The following is a 17,307-nucleotide window of genomic DNA, read 5'->3' on the forward strand; positions in this document are numbered from 1 at the left end:
GCCACGCCCGTTAATTCGCGTCATCGTCCATTGAAAAGACAACCATGAACAACATCGAAGATGCGGGCATCGTGTTCCGCAACATCACCAAGCGCTATGGCCGCGACGCCTCGTCGGGCCTGGCCGTCAAGGGCATCAGCTTCGAGGTGCCGCGCGGCACGCTGGCCACCATCCTGGGCCCGTCGGGCTGCGGCAAGACCACCACCTTGCGCATGATCGCGGGGCTGGAGTCGCCCACCTCCGGCGAGATCTTCATCGGCGGCAAGAACGTGACCACGCTCGGCCCGGCGCAGCGCAACGTGAGCATGATGTTCCAGAGCTACGCGCTGTTTCCGCACATGAACGTGGCCGAGAACGTGATGTACGGCCTGCGCATGTCCGGCCAGCGTGACGAGGTGGCGCGCGCCAAGGCGGTCGAGGCACTGCGCGGCGTAGGCCTGGTGGGCTATGACGACCGGCTGCCGAGCGAGCTGTCTGGCGGGCAGCAGCAGCGCGTGGCGCTGGCCCGCGCGCTGGTGCTGGAGCCCGAGGTGCTGCTGTTCGACGAGCCGCTGTCCAACCTCGACGCCCGCCTGCGCCGCGAGATGCGCGAGGAGATCCGCGCGCTGCAGCAGCGCCTGTCGCTCACTGTGGCCTACGTCACGCACGACCAGAGCGAGGCCATGGCGGTCAGCGACCAGATCATCGTGATGAACCAGGGCCTGATCGCCCAGCAGGGATCGCCCCGCGCGCTGTACGAAACCCCCGGCAGCGAGTTCGTCGCCGGCTTCATGGGCGAGGCCATGCTGTTCCCCGCCACGGCCCGCGCCGATGGCACGGTGACCGTGGGGCCGCTCACGATCCGCCCGCGGGCCTGCCAGCAGCAGGGCGCGGTCAAGGTCGCGGTGCGGCCCGAGGCATGGCGCATCGAGCGCCAGGGCGAGGGGCTGATGCCCGCGCGGCTGGAGAAGGCCGCGTACCTGGGCGCAGTGCACGAATACACCTTTGCCACAGAGCTTGGGCCGATCTTCGTCGTGTCGTCGGACCTGAGCGACGTGCTCACGCCGGGCGAGGACGTGCGGCTCGGCCTGGGCGTGCACGGGGTATCGGTGGTTGGTAGTACCGACTGAGCGGACGCTGATGTTCAATAATGACGCCATGAACCAACTCGACGCCCTCAAACAGTTCACCACCGTGGTTGCCGACACCGGCGACTTCAAGCAACTGGCGCAGTTCCAGCCCCAGGATGCCACCACCAACCCGTCGCTGATCCTCAAGGCCGTGCAAAAGCCCGAGTACGCGCCGCTGCTGCAGGACACCGTGGCCCAGTTCCGCGGCCGCGCGATGGACGAGATCATCGACCGCCTGCTGGTGCGCTTTGGCCGCGAGATCCTCGCGACCATCCCTGGGCGCGTGTCCACCGAAGTGGATGCCCGCCTGAGCTTCGACACCAGCGCCACCGTCACCCGCGCCGAACGCATCATCGAGCTGTACCAGGCCGAAGGCATCCACATCGACCGCGTGCTCATCAAGATCGCCGCCACCTGGGAAGGCATCAAGGCCGCCGAGCAGCTGGAGCGCAAGGGCATCCACACCAACCTCACGCTGCTGTTCTCGTTCGCGCAGGCCGTGGCCTGCGGCGAGGCCAAGGTGCAGCTGATCTCGCCGTTTGTCGGCCGCATCTACGACTGGTACAAGAAGCAGGCCGGCGCCCAGTGGGACGAAGCCGCACGCGCCGGTGCCAACGACCCGGGCGTGCAGTCCGTCACGCAGATCTACAACCACTACAAGCGCTTTGGCATTGCCACCGAGGTCATGGGCGCGAGCTTTCGCAACGTGGGCCAGATCACGGCGCTGGCCGGCTGCGACCTGCTGACCATCGCCCCCGAGCTGTTGGCGCAACTGGCCGCCAGCGACGCGCCGCTGCAGCCCGCGCTGAACGCCCAGGCCGCCAAGACCCTGGACCTGGCTGCCGTGAGCTACGACGAAGCGGGCTTTCGCTTTGCGTTGAACGAAGACGCCATGGCCACCGAAAAGCTGGCGGAAGGCATCCGCGCTTTCGCGGCGGACGCGGTCAAGCTGGACAAGCTCATTCAGGCTGCGTGAGAGGCTGCTCAAGCAGTTTGCTATAAAAAACATAGCTGCCACCGCTTGTCTATCAAGCGGTAGCAGCTTTTTTTATGTGGATTTGAGCGAATTCAGGTGGCGTGTGAAGGCTGTGCACCGCTGATCCGCCGCGCCCCGATGCGGGCGCCCGTCGACGTGCGAAGGCGCCGACGCGCCAACGCTCAGCCCGCCCGCAGCCGCAGCCCCACGCGCAACCCGTGCGGCGCCACGTTCTCGGCCACGGCCTGGCCGCCGTGGCGCAGCGCAATTTCTTCCACGATGGACAGCCCCAGGCCGCAGCCGCCGGGCTTGTCCGAGCCGCGCCAAAAGCGTGCGAACAGGTCCGGCAGGTTGCCCGCCGGTACGCCCGGGCCGTCGTCTTCCACCAGCAGCGTGGCCCAGCGGTCCGGCGTTGCATTCACGCGCACGGTGACCGTGGCGCCCGCGCCGGCGTAGTGCAGCGCGTTGTCGATCAGGTTGTTCAGCGCCTCGCGCAGCAGCAGCGGGTGGCCCTGTACGGTCAGGTAGTCGTCGCCCTCGTAGCCCAGGTCCATGCCCTGCGCCAGCGCGCGCGCGGCCCATTCACGCGCCACCTCGCGGGCCAGCGCGGCGATGTCCACCGCCTGCATCTCCACGTTCGATTCGGAGCGCGCCAGCTGCAGCAGCTGGTGCACCAGGTGGGCGCTGCGCTGGGCGGCGGCCAGCACCTTCTGCAGCCGCTCCTGCACGGCGGGCTCGTGGCTTTCGTGCAGGGCCAGCTCGGTCTGGCCGATCAGGCCGGCCAGGGGCGTGCGCAGCTGGTGCGCGGCGTCGTTCAAGAAGCGCTTTTCCTTGCGCTGCCCGCGCGCTACCGTCTCCAGCAGGCCGTTGATGGTGCTGGCCAGGGAGTGCACTTCCTGCGGCGCGGACGTGAGCTCGATGGGCGGCAGCGGGTCGGCGGTGTTGTGCTTGCGCGCGCCGGCTTTCTCGATCTGCGCCTCCAGGCGCTTTAACGGCTGCAGCCCGCGCAGCACGCCGGCGTAGACCACGGCGCTCAGCGCCAGGCCCATCAGGCCCATGGGCAGCAGCATTTGTTCGAGCAGCTCCTGCGCGATGCGCTCGCGCACCGTCAGGCTCTGCGCCACCTGCACGCGCAGGGTCTGGCGGGTCTGGGGCGTGCCGTAGTCCACATCGAGCAGGGCCACGCGCACGGGCTTGTCGTCCACGCGGGCCTGGTACAGGTACGGTTCGCCCACGCGCACGTCCACGGGCGGCGGCGAGGGCAGCTGCGCGTTGCCCAGCAGAAAGCGCCCGGGCGGGGACGAGACCATGTAGGTGATGCGGTCGGCCGGGTCCTGCTCCAGGATGTCCTGCGCCGCCTTCGGGAAGTCCACCAGCAGCCCGTCGCCGATGGGCTTGATCTGCCGCGCCAGCGCCCGCACCGACTGCGTCAGCGTCTGGTCGATGCCCTTCTCGCCGTTTTGCAGCGCCACGCGCCACGCCAGAAAGCCGCCTGACAGCCACAGCACCAACTGCGGCAGCAGCAGCCACAGCAGCAGCTTGCGCTGCAGCGAAACGCCGTGGATGGGCCGCATGTCAGCGCTCCGCCGTTCGACAGGGGGCGGTGCAGCCGCCCAAGGAAGGGGTCATGGCTTTTCGAGCATGTAGCCCAGGCCGCGGATGTTGCGGATGGTCAGGCTGGTGTCGTCGAGCTTCTTGCGCAGGCGGTGCACATACACCTCCAGCGCGTTGGAGGCCAGTGGCGGTGCCGACTGGCCGGGCTCCGGCGGGCCTGCGCGCCAGGCGGCCAGCACGTCGTCGCGCGTGACGACTTCGCCGCAGCGGTTGACCAGCAGTTCCAGCAGTTCCCACTCGCGCTGCGTGAGTTCCAGCGGCGTGCCGTCGAGCGTGGCCGCCTGGCTGGCATGGTCCAGCAGCAGCGCGCCGATGGTGGTGCTGGGCCCGCCCGAGGCGCTGCTGGGCTGCGTGAACGCGGGCTGCCGCGCGCGGCGCAGCATGGCCTGCAGGCGGGCCTGCAGCTCCTGCATGTTGAAGGGCTTGGTGATGTAGTCGTCGGCCCCTGCGTTGAGGCCCGCCACCCGGTCGTCGATGCCGTCGCGGGCGGTGAGAATCAGCACCGGCAGGCCGGCGATGTGGCCGCGGACCCAGGTCAGCAGCTCCATGCCGTCGGCGCCGGGCAGGCCCAGGTCCAGGATGATCCCGTCCACCGCCTGGGTCTGCAAAAGCGCGGTGGCCTGCGCCACACTGCACGCCGTGCAGACATCGTATTCAAGCTGTTTGAGCTGCCCGGTGAGGGCGTCGAGCAGCAGGGCATCGTCTTCAACGATCAGTAGGGTGGGCATGGTCTGTGAGCATAGCAAAGCATCCCGCCTGCGGTGGATGCAGAGCCTGCACCCGAGCCCAGGGCTGAGCCCAGCCGACGCTGTAATTCGATAACCGGGCTAGGAGACTGGCATGTAACCAACAACCCGGGAAAGCCCTGATATGTTCATTAATTATTGTAATTAAAGTACCGACTGCGCTGAACGTCACCGGTATGTGGCGCGTAAACGGATTCAAACATCGAGGAGACAAGGGTATGTGGAAGATGACGAAGATCGCCGCAGTGGCGGTGGGCCTGGCGGCAGCGATGTCTGCCAGCGCGGGGGAGGTCGAGGTTCTGCATTACTGGACTTCGGGCGGTGAGGCCAAGTCGGTCGCCGAACTCAAGAAGATCATGCAGGCCAAGGGCCACACGTGGCGCGACTTTGCCGTGGCCGGTGGCGGTGGCGACAGCGCCATGACCGTGCTCAAGAGCCGCGTGATCTCGGGCAACCCACCGTCTGCCGCGCAGACCAAGGGCCCGGCGATCCAGGAGTGGGCATCCGAAGGCGTGCTGGCCAACATGGACGCACTGGCCAAGGCCGAGAAGTGGGACGAGCTGCTGCCCAAGGTGGTCGCCGACGTCATGAAGTACAAGGGCGCCTACGTGGCCGCCCCGGTCAACGTGCACCGCGTCAACTGGATGTGGGGCAGCTCCGAAGCCCTGAAGAAGGCCGGCGTGGCCGCCATGCCCAAGACCTGGGACGAGTTCTTCGCCGCCGCCGACAAGCTCAAGGCCGCAGGCCTCGTGCCCGTGGCCCACGGCGGCCAGAACTGGCAGGACTTCACCACCTTCGAATCGGTGGTGCTGGGTGTGGGTGGCGCCAAGTTCTACCAGGACGCCCTGGTCAAGCTCGACGACAAGGCCATCAACAGCGACACGATGAAGAAGTCGCTCGAGACCTTCCGCCGCATCAAGTCGTACACCGACGCCGGCGCCCCCGGCCGCGACTGGAACCTGGCCACGGCCATGCTGATCCAGGGCAAGGCGGGCTTCCAGCTGATGGGTGACTGGGCCAAGGGCGAGTTCCTGGCGGCCAACAAGGTGCCGGGCAAGGACTTCCTGTGCGCCGCCGCACCGGGCACCACCACGGCCTACACCTTCAACGTGGACTCCTTCATCCTGTTCAAGCTCAAGGACGCCGCCGCCCAGAAGGCGCAGAGCGACCTGGCCAGCTCCATCATGAGCCCCGAGTTCCAGGAAGTGTTCAACCTGAACAAGGGTTCCATCCCGGTGCGCGCCGGCCAGAAGATGGACAAGTTCGACGACTGCGCCAAGGCCTCGGCCAAGGACTTCATCGACACCGCCAAGAGCGGCAGCCTGCTGCCCAGCGTGGCGCACGGCATGGCGATCGCGCCCGCGACCGAAGGTGCCATCAAGGACGTCGTCAGCCAGTTCTGGAACGACGACAAGGTGAGCGTTGCCGATGCGGTGAAGAAGATCGCGGCCGCCGCGAAGACCAAGTAAGTCCGAAGTAAACCAAACCCCAGAGGGATCCCATCATGATGAAAAGAAACCGCCTGACGGCGGTGGCTTTGGCCGCCGCATGCGCGATGAGTAGTGCCATGGCAATGGATGTTGCCGGCTTCGAGTTCAACGGTTACTCGCGGGGCGGCCCGGTGTTCAACCACTCCGACGGCGTCAAGGGCAACCTGACGCTCGGCGGCGAGCTGCAAAAATACCGCCTGGGCAACGAAGGCGACAACGGCATCGAAGTCAACTTCGCCAAGGGCTTCGAGACCAACGGCATCAAGTGGAAGATCAACTACATGCCCGCCAAGTGGGGCAGCGGCGACATCAGCACCGAGCAGGCCTTCGTGGAAATGAGCGGCTTCTCGTTCTCCCCCGAAGCCAAGTTCTGGGCCGGCCAGCGCCGCCTGCGTATCCAGGACGTGCACATCGTCGACTACTTCCTGCTCAACTACGGTGACAACGTCGGCGCCGGCGTGACCGACGTGCCGATCGGCGGCATGAAGCTGGGCGTGGGCGTGTTCTCGGGCGACAAGTTCGACGGCAACCTGCCCAACGACGTGAAGGCGCACCGCATCAACGCCGACCTGTCCGAGATCAACACCAACCCTGGCGGCAAGCTGCGCGTGCTGCTCACGGCCGTGGGCGGCAAGAACCAGGTCGGCGGCGGCTCGGGCTCGGGCGTGTCGCTGATGCACACGCAAAAGGAATTCCTGCTGCCGAGCATCAGCAACACGCTGTACCTGCAGACGTCCCGCGGCCATGCCCGCATCGATGGTGAGTTCGAGTCCATCGACGGCACCCGCGCCGGCCGCCGCTCCACGCGGATCGCCGACTCCATCAACTGGCAAAGCGGCCCCTTCGGCGGCCAGGCCCTCATTGGCTACCAGACCAACAAGGCCGACCTGACCGGCGTGGAGACCAAGGACTTCTCGCTGGGCGGCCGGGGTTCGTACGCCTTCACGCAGAACTTCAAGATGCTGGCCGAGCTGTCGACCACGACCCGCAAGGGCAACACGGGCCCTGACCAGCGCCTGTCCAAGGTCACGCTGGCCGGCGCCCTGGCGCTGTCGGAAGACTTCTGGTCACGCCCTGAACTGCGCCTGTATGTGACCAAGGCCAACTGGAACCAGGCAGCGGCCGTGGCGAATGCCGCCACGTTCGGCGCCAACGGCAAGACCTCGCGTACGCTGGTGGGCGTGCAGTACGAGGTCTGGTGGTAAGCAATTCCACACCGGGCCGCAGGGCGTGCTGCCAAGGTTTGCGCCTTGGCGGCGCCGCCCGGCGGCCCGGGCATGGAATGGTGAAGTGAGTGAGTGAGTGAGTTAGCGAGTTAGTCAGAGGTTACTTTGTTCGGTTGGGGGGCACTCTGTGCGTGCCCCCCTTTTTTCATATTGCAGGCACATGCCACACATTCTTCGCAGCCGTCCAAGATGGCTCCCACGCTTCGCCCTTGTCCTGGCCTTTGCCCCTGCGCGGGCCGCTGATCGCAAGGCCCTGGCTTTTCATTCGGGGGTGGCCCGGCGATGACCAAGAATTCATTGGAGACCTGGTTGCCCAAGCTGGTCGTGACACCGGCTTTTGTGCTGGGCTTCGCTTTCATCTACGGCCTGATGGTGTGGAACGGCGTATTGAGCCTGACCGTGTCCCGCATGCTGCCCAACTACGAGTGGGCGGGCCTGGCGCAGTACGAGCGCCTGTGGGAGATGGACCGCTGGTGGGTGGCGCTTAAAAACCTGGGCATCTTCGGCGTGGGCTACGTCGGCGGGTCGCTCGCCATCGGCGTGGTGCTGGCCGTGCTGCTGGACCAGAAGATTCGTGCCGAAGGCGCGCTGCGCACCATCTACCTGTACCCCATGGCGCTGTCGTTTGTCGTCACGGGCACGGCGTGGAAGTGGCTGCTGAACCCCGGCCTGGGCATCGAAAAGATGGTGCGCGACTGGGGCTTTCCCAACTTCGAATTCGGCTGGCTGGTTGACACCGACATGGCCATCTACTGCGTGGTGATCGCCGGCATCTGGCAGAGCGCGGGCTTCGCGATGGCGCTGTTCCTGGCGGGGCTGCGCGGCATCGACGACAGCATCATCAAGGCCGCGCAGGTCGATGGCGCATCGCTGCCGCGCATCTACTGGCGCATCGTGCTGCCCGCGCTGCGGCCCGTGTTCTTCTCCACGCTCATGGTGCTGTCGCACCTGGCGATCAAGAGCTTCGACCTGGTGATGGCGCTCACGGCCGGCGGGCCGGGATTTGCCACCGACGTGCCAGCCACCTTCATGTACACCATGTCGTTCTCGCGCGGCCAGATCGGCCTGGGCGCAGCCAGCGCGACCATGATGCTGGCCACCGTGGCGGCCCTGGTCATCCCCTATCTCTACAGCGAACTGCGGACCAAGCCCCATGACCGCTAAGCCCTCTTTGCTCCCGTCCGTGGGCCGCTTTCTGGTCTACGCGGTGCTGGCCCTGGCCACCGCCTTCTTCCTGCTGCCGCTGTACGCGATGCTCGTCACCTCGTTCAAGGACGCCGAGGAGATCCGCAGCACGTCGCTGCTGGCCCTGCCCGCGGCGCTGAACTGGTCGGCCTGGGGCACGGCGTGGTCCAGCGCCTGCACGGGCGTGGACTGCAACGGACTGCGCCCGTTCTTCATGAACTCGGTGGCCATGGCCGTGCCGGCGGTGCTGATATCGACCGTGTGGGGCGCGCTCAATGGCTACGTGCTCAGCCTGTGGAAGTTTCGCGGCAGCGACACGCTGTTCGGCCTGCTGCTGTTCGGCGTGTTCATGCCCTTCCAGGTGGTGCTGCTGCCGATGAGCCAGGTGCTCGGCTGGCTGGGGCTGTCCAGCTCCATCACCGGCCTGGTGATGGTGCACTGCCTGGCGGGCCTGGCGGGCACCACGCTGTTCTTTCGCAACTACTACGCGGCCATCCCGAAAGAGCTGGTGAACGCGGCGCGCATGGATGGCGCCAGCTTCTTCCAGATCTTCTGGCGCATCGTGCTGCCGCTGTCCACGCCCATCGTGATGGTCACGCTGATCTGGCAGTTCACCAACATCTGGAACGACTTCCTGTTCGGCGTGGTCTTCTCGGGCACCGACTCCAAGCCGGTGACCGTGGGCCTGAACAACCTGGCCAACACCAGCTCCAGCGTGAAGGCCTACAACGTGGACATGGCCGCCGCCATCATCGCGGGCCTGCCCACCATGGTGATCTACGTTCTCGCAGGCAAGTTCTTCGTGCGCGGCCTGACGGCCGGCGCAGTCAAGGGTTAAGGGTAATCAAGAAAATGGCGTCATCACTCGACATCGCAGGCATCAACAAACGCTTTGGCAAGGGCGACAAGAGCGTGGAGGTGCTGCGCAAGGTGGACATCCACGTGGCACCGGGCGAATTTTTGATCCTGGTCGGCCCCTCGGGCTGCGGCAAATCCACGCTGCTCAACATCATTGCGGGCCTGGACGAGCCCACCGAGGGCGAGATCCGCATCGCCGACAAGAACGTGGTGGGCATGCCCCCGCGCGACCGCGACATCGCCATGGTGTTCCAGAGCTACGCGCTTTACCCCACGCTGTCCGTGGCGGACAACATCGGCTTTGCGCTGGAGATGCGCAAGATGCCCAAGCCCGAGCGCCAAAAGCGCATCGACGAAGTCGCCGCCATGCTGCAGATCACCCACCTGCTCGACCGCCGGCCCAGCCAGCTGTCGGGCGGCCAGCGCCAGCGCGTGGCCATGGGCCGGGCGCTGGCGCGCCAGCCGCAGCTCTTCTTGTTCGACGAGCCGCTGTCCAACCTGGACGCCAAGCTGCGCGTGGAGATGCGCGCCGAGATCAAGCGCCTGCACCAGGCCAGCGGCATCACCAGCGTGTACGTGACGCACGACCAGGTCGAGGCCATGACCCTGGGCTCGCGCATCGCGGTGATGAAGGGCGGCGTGGTGCAGCAGCTGGGCACCCCCGACGAGATCTACAACCGCCCGGCCAACACGTACGTGGCGACCTTCATCGGCTCGCCCACCATGAACCTGCTGCGCGGCGGCGTGCAGCCGGCCGGGCAGTTCGGCATCGAGGGCGCGTCGCTGAGCCTGGCACCGCCCCGGTCCGTGCCCGAGATGCTGCTGGGCGTGCGGCCCGAGCACCTGCAGATGCAGGACGACGCGCCCTGGCGTGGCCAGGTGAGCGTGGTCGAGCCCACCGGGCCGGACACCTATGTGATGGTCGAGACCGCCGCTGGCAACGTCACGCTGCGCACCGATGCGCAAACGCGCGTGCAGCCCGGCGACCATGTGGGCCTGACCGTGGCGCCGGCCAACGCGCACTGGTTCGACGCGAAGACCGAAGAGCGGCTGGGCTGATGTGTAGCGACAGCGCCCTGGGATTGGCGGCGCTGCTGTAGCCTCGCTCTCGCGACCGCTTCCGACGAGGGCAGGGGGCGCACCCGATGCCCGGGCGGCACCGGTTCCACGACCGCGCTCGCTGCGCGCATCAAAACGTCCAAGATGTTTCGGACGGAGACTTAGGTCTTTGCGGGGCTTTGTATTTCAGGTAAAAACTGCCTGTACCGCTCGTCCATCAAGCGCAAGCAGCTATATTTTTCATAGCTGCAGAACATTTTTCTTCAAGCCCATGCACTCCACGCACCCGCAGCGCCTTCTCGCCGACATCGGCGGCACCAACATCCGCCTGGCCTGGCAGGACTCGCCCACCGGCCCGCTCAACGACACCCGGGTGCTGCCCTGCGCGCAGTTCCCCACCGTCGATGCCGCGCTGTCGGCATACCTGAATGAAGTGGGCGTGCCCACGCCGCGCGAGGCTGCCTTCGGCATTGCCAACCCGGTGACGGGCGACGCCATCCGCATGACCAACCACAGCTGGAGCTTCTCGCAGCGCGCGGTGCGCGACGCGTTCGGCTTCGAGCGGCTGGTGGTCATCAACGACTTCACGGCGTTGGCGCTGGCGCTGCCGCTGCTCACGCCCGACCTGCTGCGCCAGGTCGGCGGCGGCCAGGCGGTGCCCGGCAGTGCCATTGCGCTCGTGGGGCCCGGCACGGGGCTCGGGGTGTCCGGCCTGGTCTTCCCGCCAGGCTCCAGCGCGGGCGTACCGCTGTCGGGCGAGGGCGGGCACGTCACGCTGGCCGCGCAGACGCAGCGTGAATTCGACGTGCTGGCCATCCTGCAGGAGCGCTACGGCCACGTGTCCGCCGAGCGCGCCGTGTGCGGCGCGGGCCTGGTGGACCTGTACCACGCGGTGCGCCGCCTCGCGCAGCGCGGCGGCAAAGAGGTGAGCTCCGCCGCGCAGGTGACCGAACTGGCGCTGCAGTCCCAGGATGCCCTGGCGCTCGAGGCGCTGGATCTGTTCTGCGGCTTTCTGGGCAGCGTGGCCGGCAACCTGGCCCTGACGCTGGGCGCCCGCGGCGGCGTGTACCTGGGCGGCGGCATGGTGCCGCGCCTGGGCGAGTGGTTCGACCAATCCTCGTTCCGCGCACGCTTCGAGGCCAAGGGGCGCTTCAAGTCCTACCTCGCAGACATTCCCTGCTGGATCATCGACCCCAGCGCCACGCCCGCGCTGTACGGTGCATCACGCGCACTCGATATCGCGGGCTCCGAAGGGTGACGGTGGGCGGCAGTGATCCGCCTGCGCCACCCTCGCAGGCTGCGCTGCCTGCACTGCAGCTGAGCGGCATCCACCACGTGGCGATCATCGCGAGCGACTACGCCCGCTCGCGCCACTTCTACACCGAGGTGCTGGGTCTGCGGGTGGTGAACGAGGTGTTCCGCGCCGAGCGGCAGTCGCACAAGCTCGACCTGGAGTTGCCCGACGGAAAGCAAGTCGAGCTGTTCTCGTTTCCAAACCCGCCAGCACGCCCCTCGTACCCCGAAGCCTGCGGCTTGCGCCATCTGGCGCTGCAAGCGACGGACCTTGCAGCCAGCCTGCAGGTGCTGGCGTTGCATGGTGTGACGGCAGAGCCGGTGCGCACCGATCCTTTCACGGGGGCGCTGTTCACCTTCATTGCGGACCCGGATGGGTTGCCGATCGAACTGGTGGGGCCGGCTGTCTATATGCCCGTTGCCGGAGAAGGCGGGTCAAAACCAGTATTTTGAGGAGTTCTCTCTGGTGACAAGCCGTGCATCAACGGACTGTAAGTTTTGATGCTGCGACAGGTGAAAAGTTACGGTGTAGCCGCGCTCAGATGTTCGGTTGGATTGCAACCAGTAGTCGCACTGATACGCACGGATATCCATCCTTTGGCAATTGGACTGCAGGCTCCCGCTGACCTCCATGACTTTTTCCAAACTTGAGCCAACCGGAATCTTCTGCAAAAAGCCTGCAGCTACGGCCTGTCCGCCCAGCTTGTCGAGATCGAGCGGCTCTGGATACGATGCCTGGTCAATGTTGAGAGACAGGAAGTGCATGAAGTCCAGATCTCGCGGTATACAGGCGCAAGCGGACTTCCACCCTGCCGGGGCTAGTGGGGCGAAGAAGGCCATGAGCCCCAGCAGGGCGATTGAAATCAAGGCAAAAAAGGTCTTTTGCTTCGCGGGCATCGTGCAGCTATGTTGAAGGCGAATGTGGACTATTGGAGGACCCCGCGGCTCTACATCTCCTCACTCCAGCAATGCCCATCGCGCGCGATCATCGCGCTGGCAGCGCTGGGGCCCCAACTGCCCGGTGCGTACGGGCGCGGGCCGGCGGGGTCGTTCCTCCAGTGCTGCAGGATGGGCTCCACCCAGCGCCAGGCTTCTTCCTGCTCGTCGCTGCGCACGAAGAGGTTCAGGCGCCCTGCGATCACGTCGAGCAGCAGGCGCTCGTAGGCGCCCACGCGCTCGGTGCCGAAGCGCTGGTCGAAGTCCAGGTTCAGCGCCACCTGCGACAGCGCGGGCTCGGTCTGGTTCTGGGGGGCACCCTGGGCCAGCAGGTGCAGCTCCAGGCCGTCCTTGGGCTGCAGGTTGATCACCAGGCGGTTCACCGCGCCGGTGGGCATCTTGAAGATGGGGTGCGGCACGGGGCGGAAGTTGACGACGATGTGCGCGTCGCGCCCCGCCAGCCGCTTGCCGGTGCGGATGTAGAACGGCACGCCCGCCCAGCGCCAGTTGGAGATCTCGGTGCGCAGCGCGACGAAGGTCTCGGTGGTGCTGTTGCCGGCCACGCCCTTTTCCTGCAAGTAGCCCGGCACGTTGTGCCCGTGTGTCTTGCCTGCGGCGTACTGGCCGCGGATCACGTGCTGGCCGATGGTTTCCATGCTCCAGGGCTTGAGCGACTGCAGCACCTTGAGCTTCTCGTCGCGGATCGCGTTGGCGCTGGAGTTGATGGGCGGCTCCATGCCGATGGCGCACAGCAGCTGCAGCGCGTGGTTCTGCACCATGTCGCGCAATGCGCCGGTCTGGTCGTAGAAGGCGCCGCGCGTTTCCACGCCCAGCTCTTCGGCGATGGTGATCTGGATGTTGGCGATGTGCTCGCGGCGCCACAGGGGCTCGAACAGCGCGTTGCCAAAGCGCATCGCAAACAGGTTCTGCACCGACGGCTTGCCCAGGTAGTGGTCGATGCGAAAGACCTGCTCTTCCTTGAGCACGCGGCGCAGCGTGTCGTTGATGGCCTGGTTCGATTTCAGGTCGTGGCCCAGCGGCTTTTCCAGCACCACGCGGGTGCTGGGGCCGTTCAGGCCGACGGCGGCGATCTGCTCGCACACGTTGGTGAACAGGCTGGGGGCCGTGGCCACGTACATCACCACCGTGTCGGCGCCGCGTTCCTGCAGCACGCCGGCCAGGCGGGCGTAGTCCTGCGTTTGCGACAGGTCCATGCGCAGGTAGTGCAGCAGCGCGCCGAAGCGCTCGAACTCGTCCGGGGTGGGGCGCTTGGCCAGGTCCACGCTGTCGAAGCGGGACTGGATCAGGCTGCGGTATTGTTCGTCGCTCAGCTCGTCGCGCGCCACCGCAATGATGCGGCCCCCCTCGGGCAAGGTCCCGTGGCGAAACGCCTGAAAGAGCGCGGGCATGAGCTTGCGCCAGGCCAGATCGCCGGTGCCTCCAAACAGGACGAGGTCAAAACTCATGGGGTCTCCGTATCAGTGGTGTGGGTGGTGTGCACGCAGTCCTGCTGAGGGCCATGTGCAGGCTCGAAATTGTAATCTCGTTACATCGGAATGTGTAGGTGAAAAGGCCGTAGAACGATTTATGACAGTTCGGCTGCCAAAAGGTATCGAACAAATTAGGTAATCAAGTTACTATCTCGCCGCGTGTTCTTTTACCTCTCGTGAATTCCACCATGTCCCTCCGTTGCGACCAGACACCGCAGTGGCCTCAGTTGCAGGCTGCCTATTCCACCCACGGGCACCAGCTGGACCTTCGGCAGGCTTTCGCCGACGATGCGCAGCGGTTCGGCCGCTTCAGCCAGCAGGCCCCGCATGTGTTCGCCGACCTGTCCAAGAACCTGTGGGACAGCGCCACCGAAGCCCTGTTGCTGGACATGGCCCGGGCCACCGGCCTCACGCAGCACCGCGACGCGATGTTCAGCGGCCAGCCCATCAACAGCACCGAAGGCCGCGCCGTGCTGCACACGCTGCTGCGCCGCCCTGCGGGCCTGGCACTGCCCGGGGACGACAGCAGCATCGCCGGCCATCTGGCGGACGTGCATGCCACGCTCGATGCCATGCTGGCGTATGCCGATACGGTGCGGGCCGACAGCACCATCACAGACATCGTGAACATCGGCATCGGCGGCTCGGACCTGGGGCCGCACATGGCGGTGCTGGCGCTCGAAGAGTTCCGCGCCCAGGGCAAGCGGCTGCACTTCGTCTCCAATGTGGACGGCCACGAGCTGCACACCGTGCTGCAGTCGCTGCGGCCGCAGAACACGCTGTTCCTCATCGCCTCCAAGACCTTCACCACCGCCGAGACCATGACCAACGCCCGCTCGGCCCTGGCGTGGTTCGCGGCGCAAGGGGGGCAGGATGTGGGGCGCCATTTCGCGGCGCTCACCACCAATGTCGATGCCGCCCGGGCGCTGGGCATCACCACCACGTTCGGCTTCTGGGACTGGGTGGGCGGGCGCTACTCGCTGTGGTCGGCCATCGGCTTGCCGATCGCCATTGCCATCGGCTCGGCAGGCTTTCGCGACCTGCTGGCGGGTGCGCACGCCATGGACGAACACTTTCGCACCGCACCGCTGGCGCAGAACCTGCCGGTGCGCCTGGGGCTGCTCGACGTCTGGTACCGCAACTTCCACGGCTTCACCAGCCGCTGCATCGCGCCCTACCATGCGGCGCTGCGCCGCGTGCCCGCCTATCTGCAGCAACTGGAGATGGAGAGCAACGGCAAGCGCGTGGCGCTCGATGGCACGCCGCTGCCCTATGCCACATCGCCCGTGCTGTGGGGCGAGCCGGGCACCAACGGCCAGCATGCGTTCTTTCAGATGCTGCACCAGGGCACGGACGTGTTGCCCCTGGAGTTGATCGCCGTGCGCCAGGCCACGCACCCCCTGAAGGGCCACCACGAAAAGCTGCTGGCCAACGCCCTGGCGCAGGCCCAGGCGCTGATGGTGGGCAAAGAGGGCGAGGACGGCCACCGGCACTTTCCGGGCAACCGCCCCAGCACCTTCTTGCTGCTGGATGCGCTCACCCCCGCATCGCTGGGCGCGCTCATTGCGCTGCAGGAGCACCGCGTGTTCGTGAGCGGCAGCCTGTGGGGCATCAACAGCTTCGACCAGTGGGGTGTTGAGCTGGGCAAGGTGCTGGCCAAGGACCTGGAGGCGCGCCTGGCCAGTGGCGACACCACGGGGCTGGATGGCTCGACCGCCGGGTTGCTGGGCCGCCTGCGCAGCGGCATGTGATCTGAAGTGCAGGGCAGGGCGCACGCGCCCTGCCTTCGTTCCATCGCCGCCCATTGCCGCCCACGGCCGCCCATTTGCCGACCATTCCCATCCCGTTCAGGCTGAGCCTGTCGAAGCCCCGCGCAGCGCTTCATCCAGCACGCAACCCGACCCCTCAAAACAAACATCCGTTCACGCCGCGCTGTGTCGAAGCGATGGGCCAAGGCTTCGACGAGCTCAGCCCGAACGGTCCAGGAGATCTTCACCATGACTGCCCCCCTGCCGGACTTCCGATCGGCCACCTTTCTGCGCCAGCATCTGCGCGACACCATGGCGTTCTACGACCCGGTAGCGACCGACCCGAGCGGCGGCCTGTACCACTTCTTCCTGGACGACGGAACGGTGTACGACACGCGCACCCGCCACCTCGTCAGCGCCACACGCTTCGTGGTCACGCACGCCATGCTGTACCGCACCACGGGCGAGGCGCGCTACCAGGCCGGCATGCGGCACGCGCTGCAGTTCGTGCGCGACGCTTTTCTGGACCCTGCCACGGGCGGCTACGCATGGCTGATCGACTGGCACGATGGCCGCGCCACCGTGCTCGATGCCACGCGGCACTGCTACGGCATGGCCTTCGTGATGCTGGCGTACGCGCGCGCGTTCGAAGCCGGTGTGCCCGAGGCGCGCGCCTGGCTGGCCGAGGCCTTCGACACGGCCGAGCGCCACTTCTGGCAGCCCGCGCAAGGCCTCTATGCCGACGAGTCCTCGCCCGACTGGGCGCTGACCGGTTACCGCGGCCAGAACGCCAACATGCACGCCTGCGAGGCGATGATCTCGGCCTTTCGCGCCACGGGCGAGCAACGCTACATCGAGCGCGCCGAGCAGCTTGCCCAAGGCATCTGCCAGCGGCAAGCGGCCCTGTCGGACCGCGCATCGGCCCCCGCCGCCGAAGGCTGGGTGTGGGAGCACTACCAGGCGGACTGGTCGGTGGACTGGGAATACAACCGCCACGACCGCACCAATATCTTCCGCCCCTGGGGCTACCAGGTCGGCCACCAGACCGAATGGGCCAAGCTGCTGCTGCAACTGGACGCCCTGGCGCCCGCCGACTGGCACCTGCCCTGCGCACGATTCCTGTTCGACGACGCCTTGGCCAAGGGCTGGGATGCCGTGCATGGCGGCATCGTCTACGGCATGGCGCCGGACGGCAGCATCTGCGACGACGGCAAGTACCACTGGGTTCAGGCCGAAAGCATGGCCGCCGCCGCGGTGCTGGCCGTGCGCACCGGCGAGCCGCGGTACTGGGACTGGTACGACCGCATCTGGAACTACTGCTGGGAGCACTTCGTGGACCACAAGCACGGCGCGTGGTTCCGCATCCTCGACGGCGCCAACCGCAACCACACGCGCGAGAAGAGCAACGCGGGCAAGGTGGACTATCACAACATGGGGGCGGTTTATGACGTGTTGTTGGCGATCGGTTAACCGTGCCGGAGTGTGAAAGTTAATTTTTCAACACTCCTGATTATGAAGATATCGATTAATTCTGTGGCCGAAGTTGGACGAAAGTGCTGAGTTTGAAAATCTGAAGA

General features: G+C 66.4%; 15 protein-coding genes. 11 read left to right on the top strand and 4 right to left on the bottom strand.

Features of this window, described 5'->3' with window-relative positions; genetic code table 11:
- The first annotated feature begins 44 nt into the window (after positions 1-44).
- The gene (locus tag ACIGHN_RS04625; RefSeq protein ID WP_396503444.1) at positions 45-1,109 is read left to right on the top strand and encodes an ABC transporter ATP-binding protein; all 1,065 of its coding nucleotides are present in this window, start codon (positions 45-47) and stop codon (positions 1,107-1,109) included.
- Between the two features lie 28 nt (positions 1,110-1,137).
- Positions 1,138-2,085, top strand: coding sequence for a transaldolase (gene tal / locus ACIGHN_RS04630; protein WP_396503445.1), 948 nt, complete (start codon positions 1,138-1,140; stop codon positions 2,083-2,085).
- Positions 2,086-2,267: 182 nt separating this feature from the next.
- On the opposite strand, the gene ACIGHN_RS04635 is transcribed toward tal, so the two are convergent.
- Entirely contained in the window at positions 2,268-3,659 is a 1,392-nt protein-coding gene (locus tag ACIGHN_RS04635; RefSeq protein WP_056415165.1) for a sensor histidine kinase, read from the bottom strand.
- Between the two features lie 51 nt (positions 3,660-3,710).
- Entirely contained in the window at positions 3,711-4,427 is a 717-nt protein-coding gene (locus ACIGHN_RS04640) for a response regulator transcription factor (RefSeq protein WP_056415168.1), read from the bottom strand.
- 236 nt (positions 4,428-4,663) lie between these two features.
- Here ACIGHN_RS04640 and ACIGHN_RS04645 point away from each other — a divergent pair, with 236 nt between their 5' ends.
- From ACIGHN_RS04645 to ACIGHN_RS04675, 7 genes are all read left to right on the top strand, one after another.
- The gene (locus tag ACIGHN_RS04645) at positions 4,664-5,914 is read left to right on the top strand and encodes an ABC transporter substrate-binding protein (protein WP_056415173.1); all 1,251 of its coding nucleotides are present in this window, start codon (positions 4,664-4,666) and stop codon (positions 5,912-5,914) included.
- Positions 5,915-6,018: 104 nt separating this feature from the next.
- Complete coding sequence (locus ACIGHN_RS04650; RefSeq protein ID WP_056173234.1) at positions 6,019-7,140, top strand: carbohydrate porin; 1,122 nt, start codon at positions 6,019-6,021, stop codon at positions 7,138-7,140.
- A 303-nt stretch (positions 7,141-7,443) separates the two neighbouring features.
- Entirely contained in the window at positions 7,444-8,325 is an 882-nt protein-coding gene (locus ACIGHN_RS04655) for a carbohydrate ABC transporter permease (RefSeq protein ID WP_396503446.1), read from the top strand.
- On the top strand, positions 8,315-9,184 hold the full coding sequence (locus ACIGHN_RS04660; protein WP_056173240.1) for a carbohydrate ABC transporter permease: 870 nt from the start codon (positions 8,315-8,317) through the stop codon (positions 9,182-9,184). Before ACIGHN_RS04655 ends, ACIGHN_RS04660 begins: the two co-directional genes overlap by 11 nt.
- 14 nt (positions 9,185-9,198) lie before the next feature.
- The gene (locus ACIGHN_RS04665) at positions 9,199-10,263 is read left to right on the top strand and encodes an ABC transporter ATP-binding protein (protein ID WP_396503447.1); all 1,065 of its coding nucleotides are present in this window, start codon (positions 9,199-9,201) and stop codon (positions 10,261-10,263) included.
- 271 nt (positions 10,264-10,534) lie between these two features.
- Positions 10,535-11,521: a glucokinase gene (glk, locus tag ACIGHN_RS04670; RefSeq protein WP_396503448.1), complete on the top strand. Its 987-nt coding sequence runs from the start codon at positions 10,535-10,537 to the stop codon at positions 11,519-11,521.
- Between the two features lie 68 nt (positions 11,522-11,589).
- A complete protein-coding gene (locus ACIGHN_RS04675; RefSeq protein WP_396503597.1) occupies positions 11,590-12,009 on the top strand; it encodes a VOC family protein in 420 nt (139 codons plus the stop codon).
- On the opposite strand, the gene ACIGHN_RS04680 is transcribed toward ACIGHN_RS04675, so the two are convergent.
- Positions 11,992-12,453 carry a hypothetical protein gene (locus ACIGHN_RS04680; RefSeq protein WP_396503449.1) on the bottom strand — a complete coding sequence of 154 codons (462 nt, stop codon included), beginning with the start codon at positions 12,451-12,453 and terminating at the stop codon, positions 11,992-11,994. The genes ACIGHN_RS04675 and ACIGHN_RS04680 overlap by 18 nt on opposite strands.
- 50 nt (positions 12,454-12,503) lie before the next feature.
- On the bottom strand, positions 12,504-13,958 hold the full coding sequence (zwf, locus tag ACIGHN_RS04685; RefSeq protein ID WP_396503450.1) for a glucose-6-phosphate dehydrogenase: 1,455 nt from the start codon (positions 13,956-13,958) through the stop codon (positions 12,504-12,506).
- A 212-nt stretch (positions 13,959-14,170) separates the two neighbouring features.
- Here zwf and pgi point away from each other — a divergent pair, with 212 nt between their 5' ends.
- Complete coding sequence (gene pgi, locus ACIGHN_RS04690) at positions 14,171-15,733, top strand: glucose-6-phosphate isomerase (RefSeq protein ID WP_056415189.1); 1,563 nt, start codon at positions 14,171-14,173, stop codon at positions 15,731-15,733.
- Positions 15,734-15,979: 246 nt separating this feature from the next.
- On the top strand, positions 15,980-17,200 hold the full coding sequence (locus ACIGHN_RS04695) for an AGE family epimerase/isomerase (RefSeq protein WP_396503451.1): 1,221 nt from the start codon (positions 15,980-15,982) through the stop codon (positions 17,198-17,200).
- Positions 17,201-17,307: the final 107 nt, after the last annotated feature.

It is taken from the genome of Acidovorax sp. NPDC077693 (genome assembly GCF_044542805.1).
Classification (GTDB): Bacteria; Pseudomonadota; Gammaproteobacteria; order Burkholderiales; family Burkholderiaceae_C; genus Acidovorax.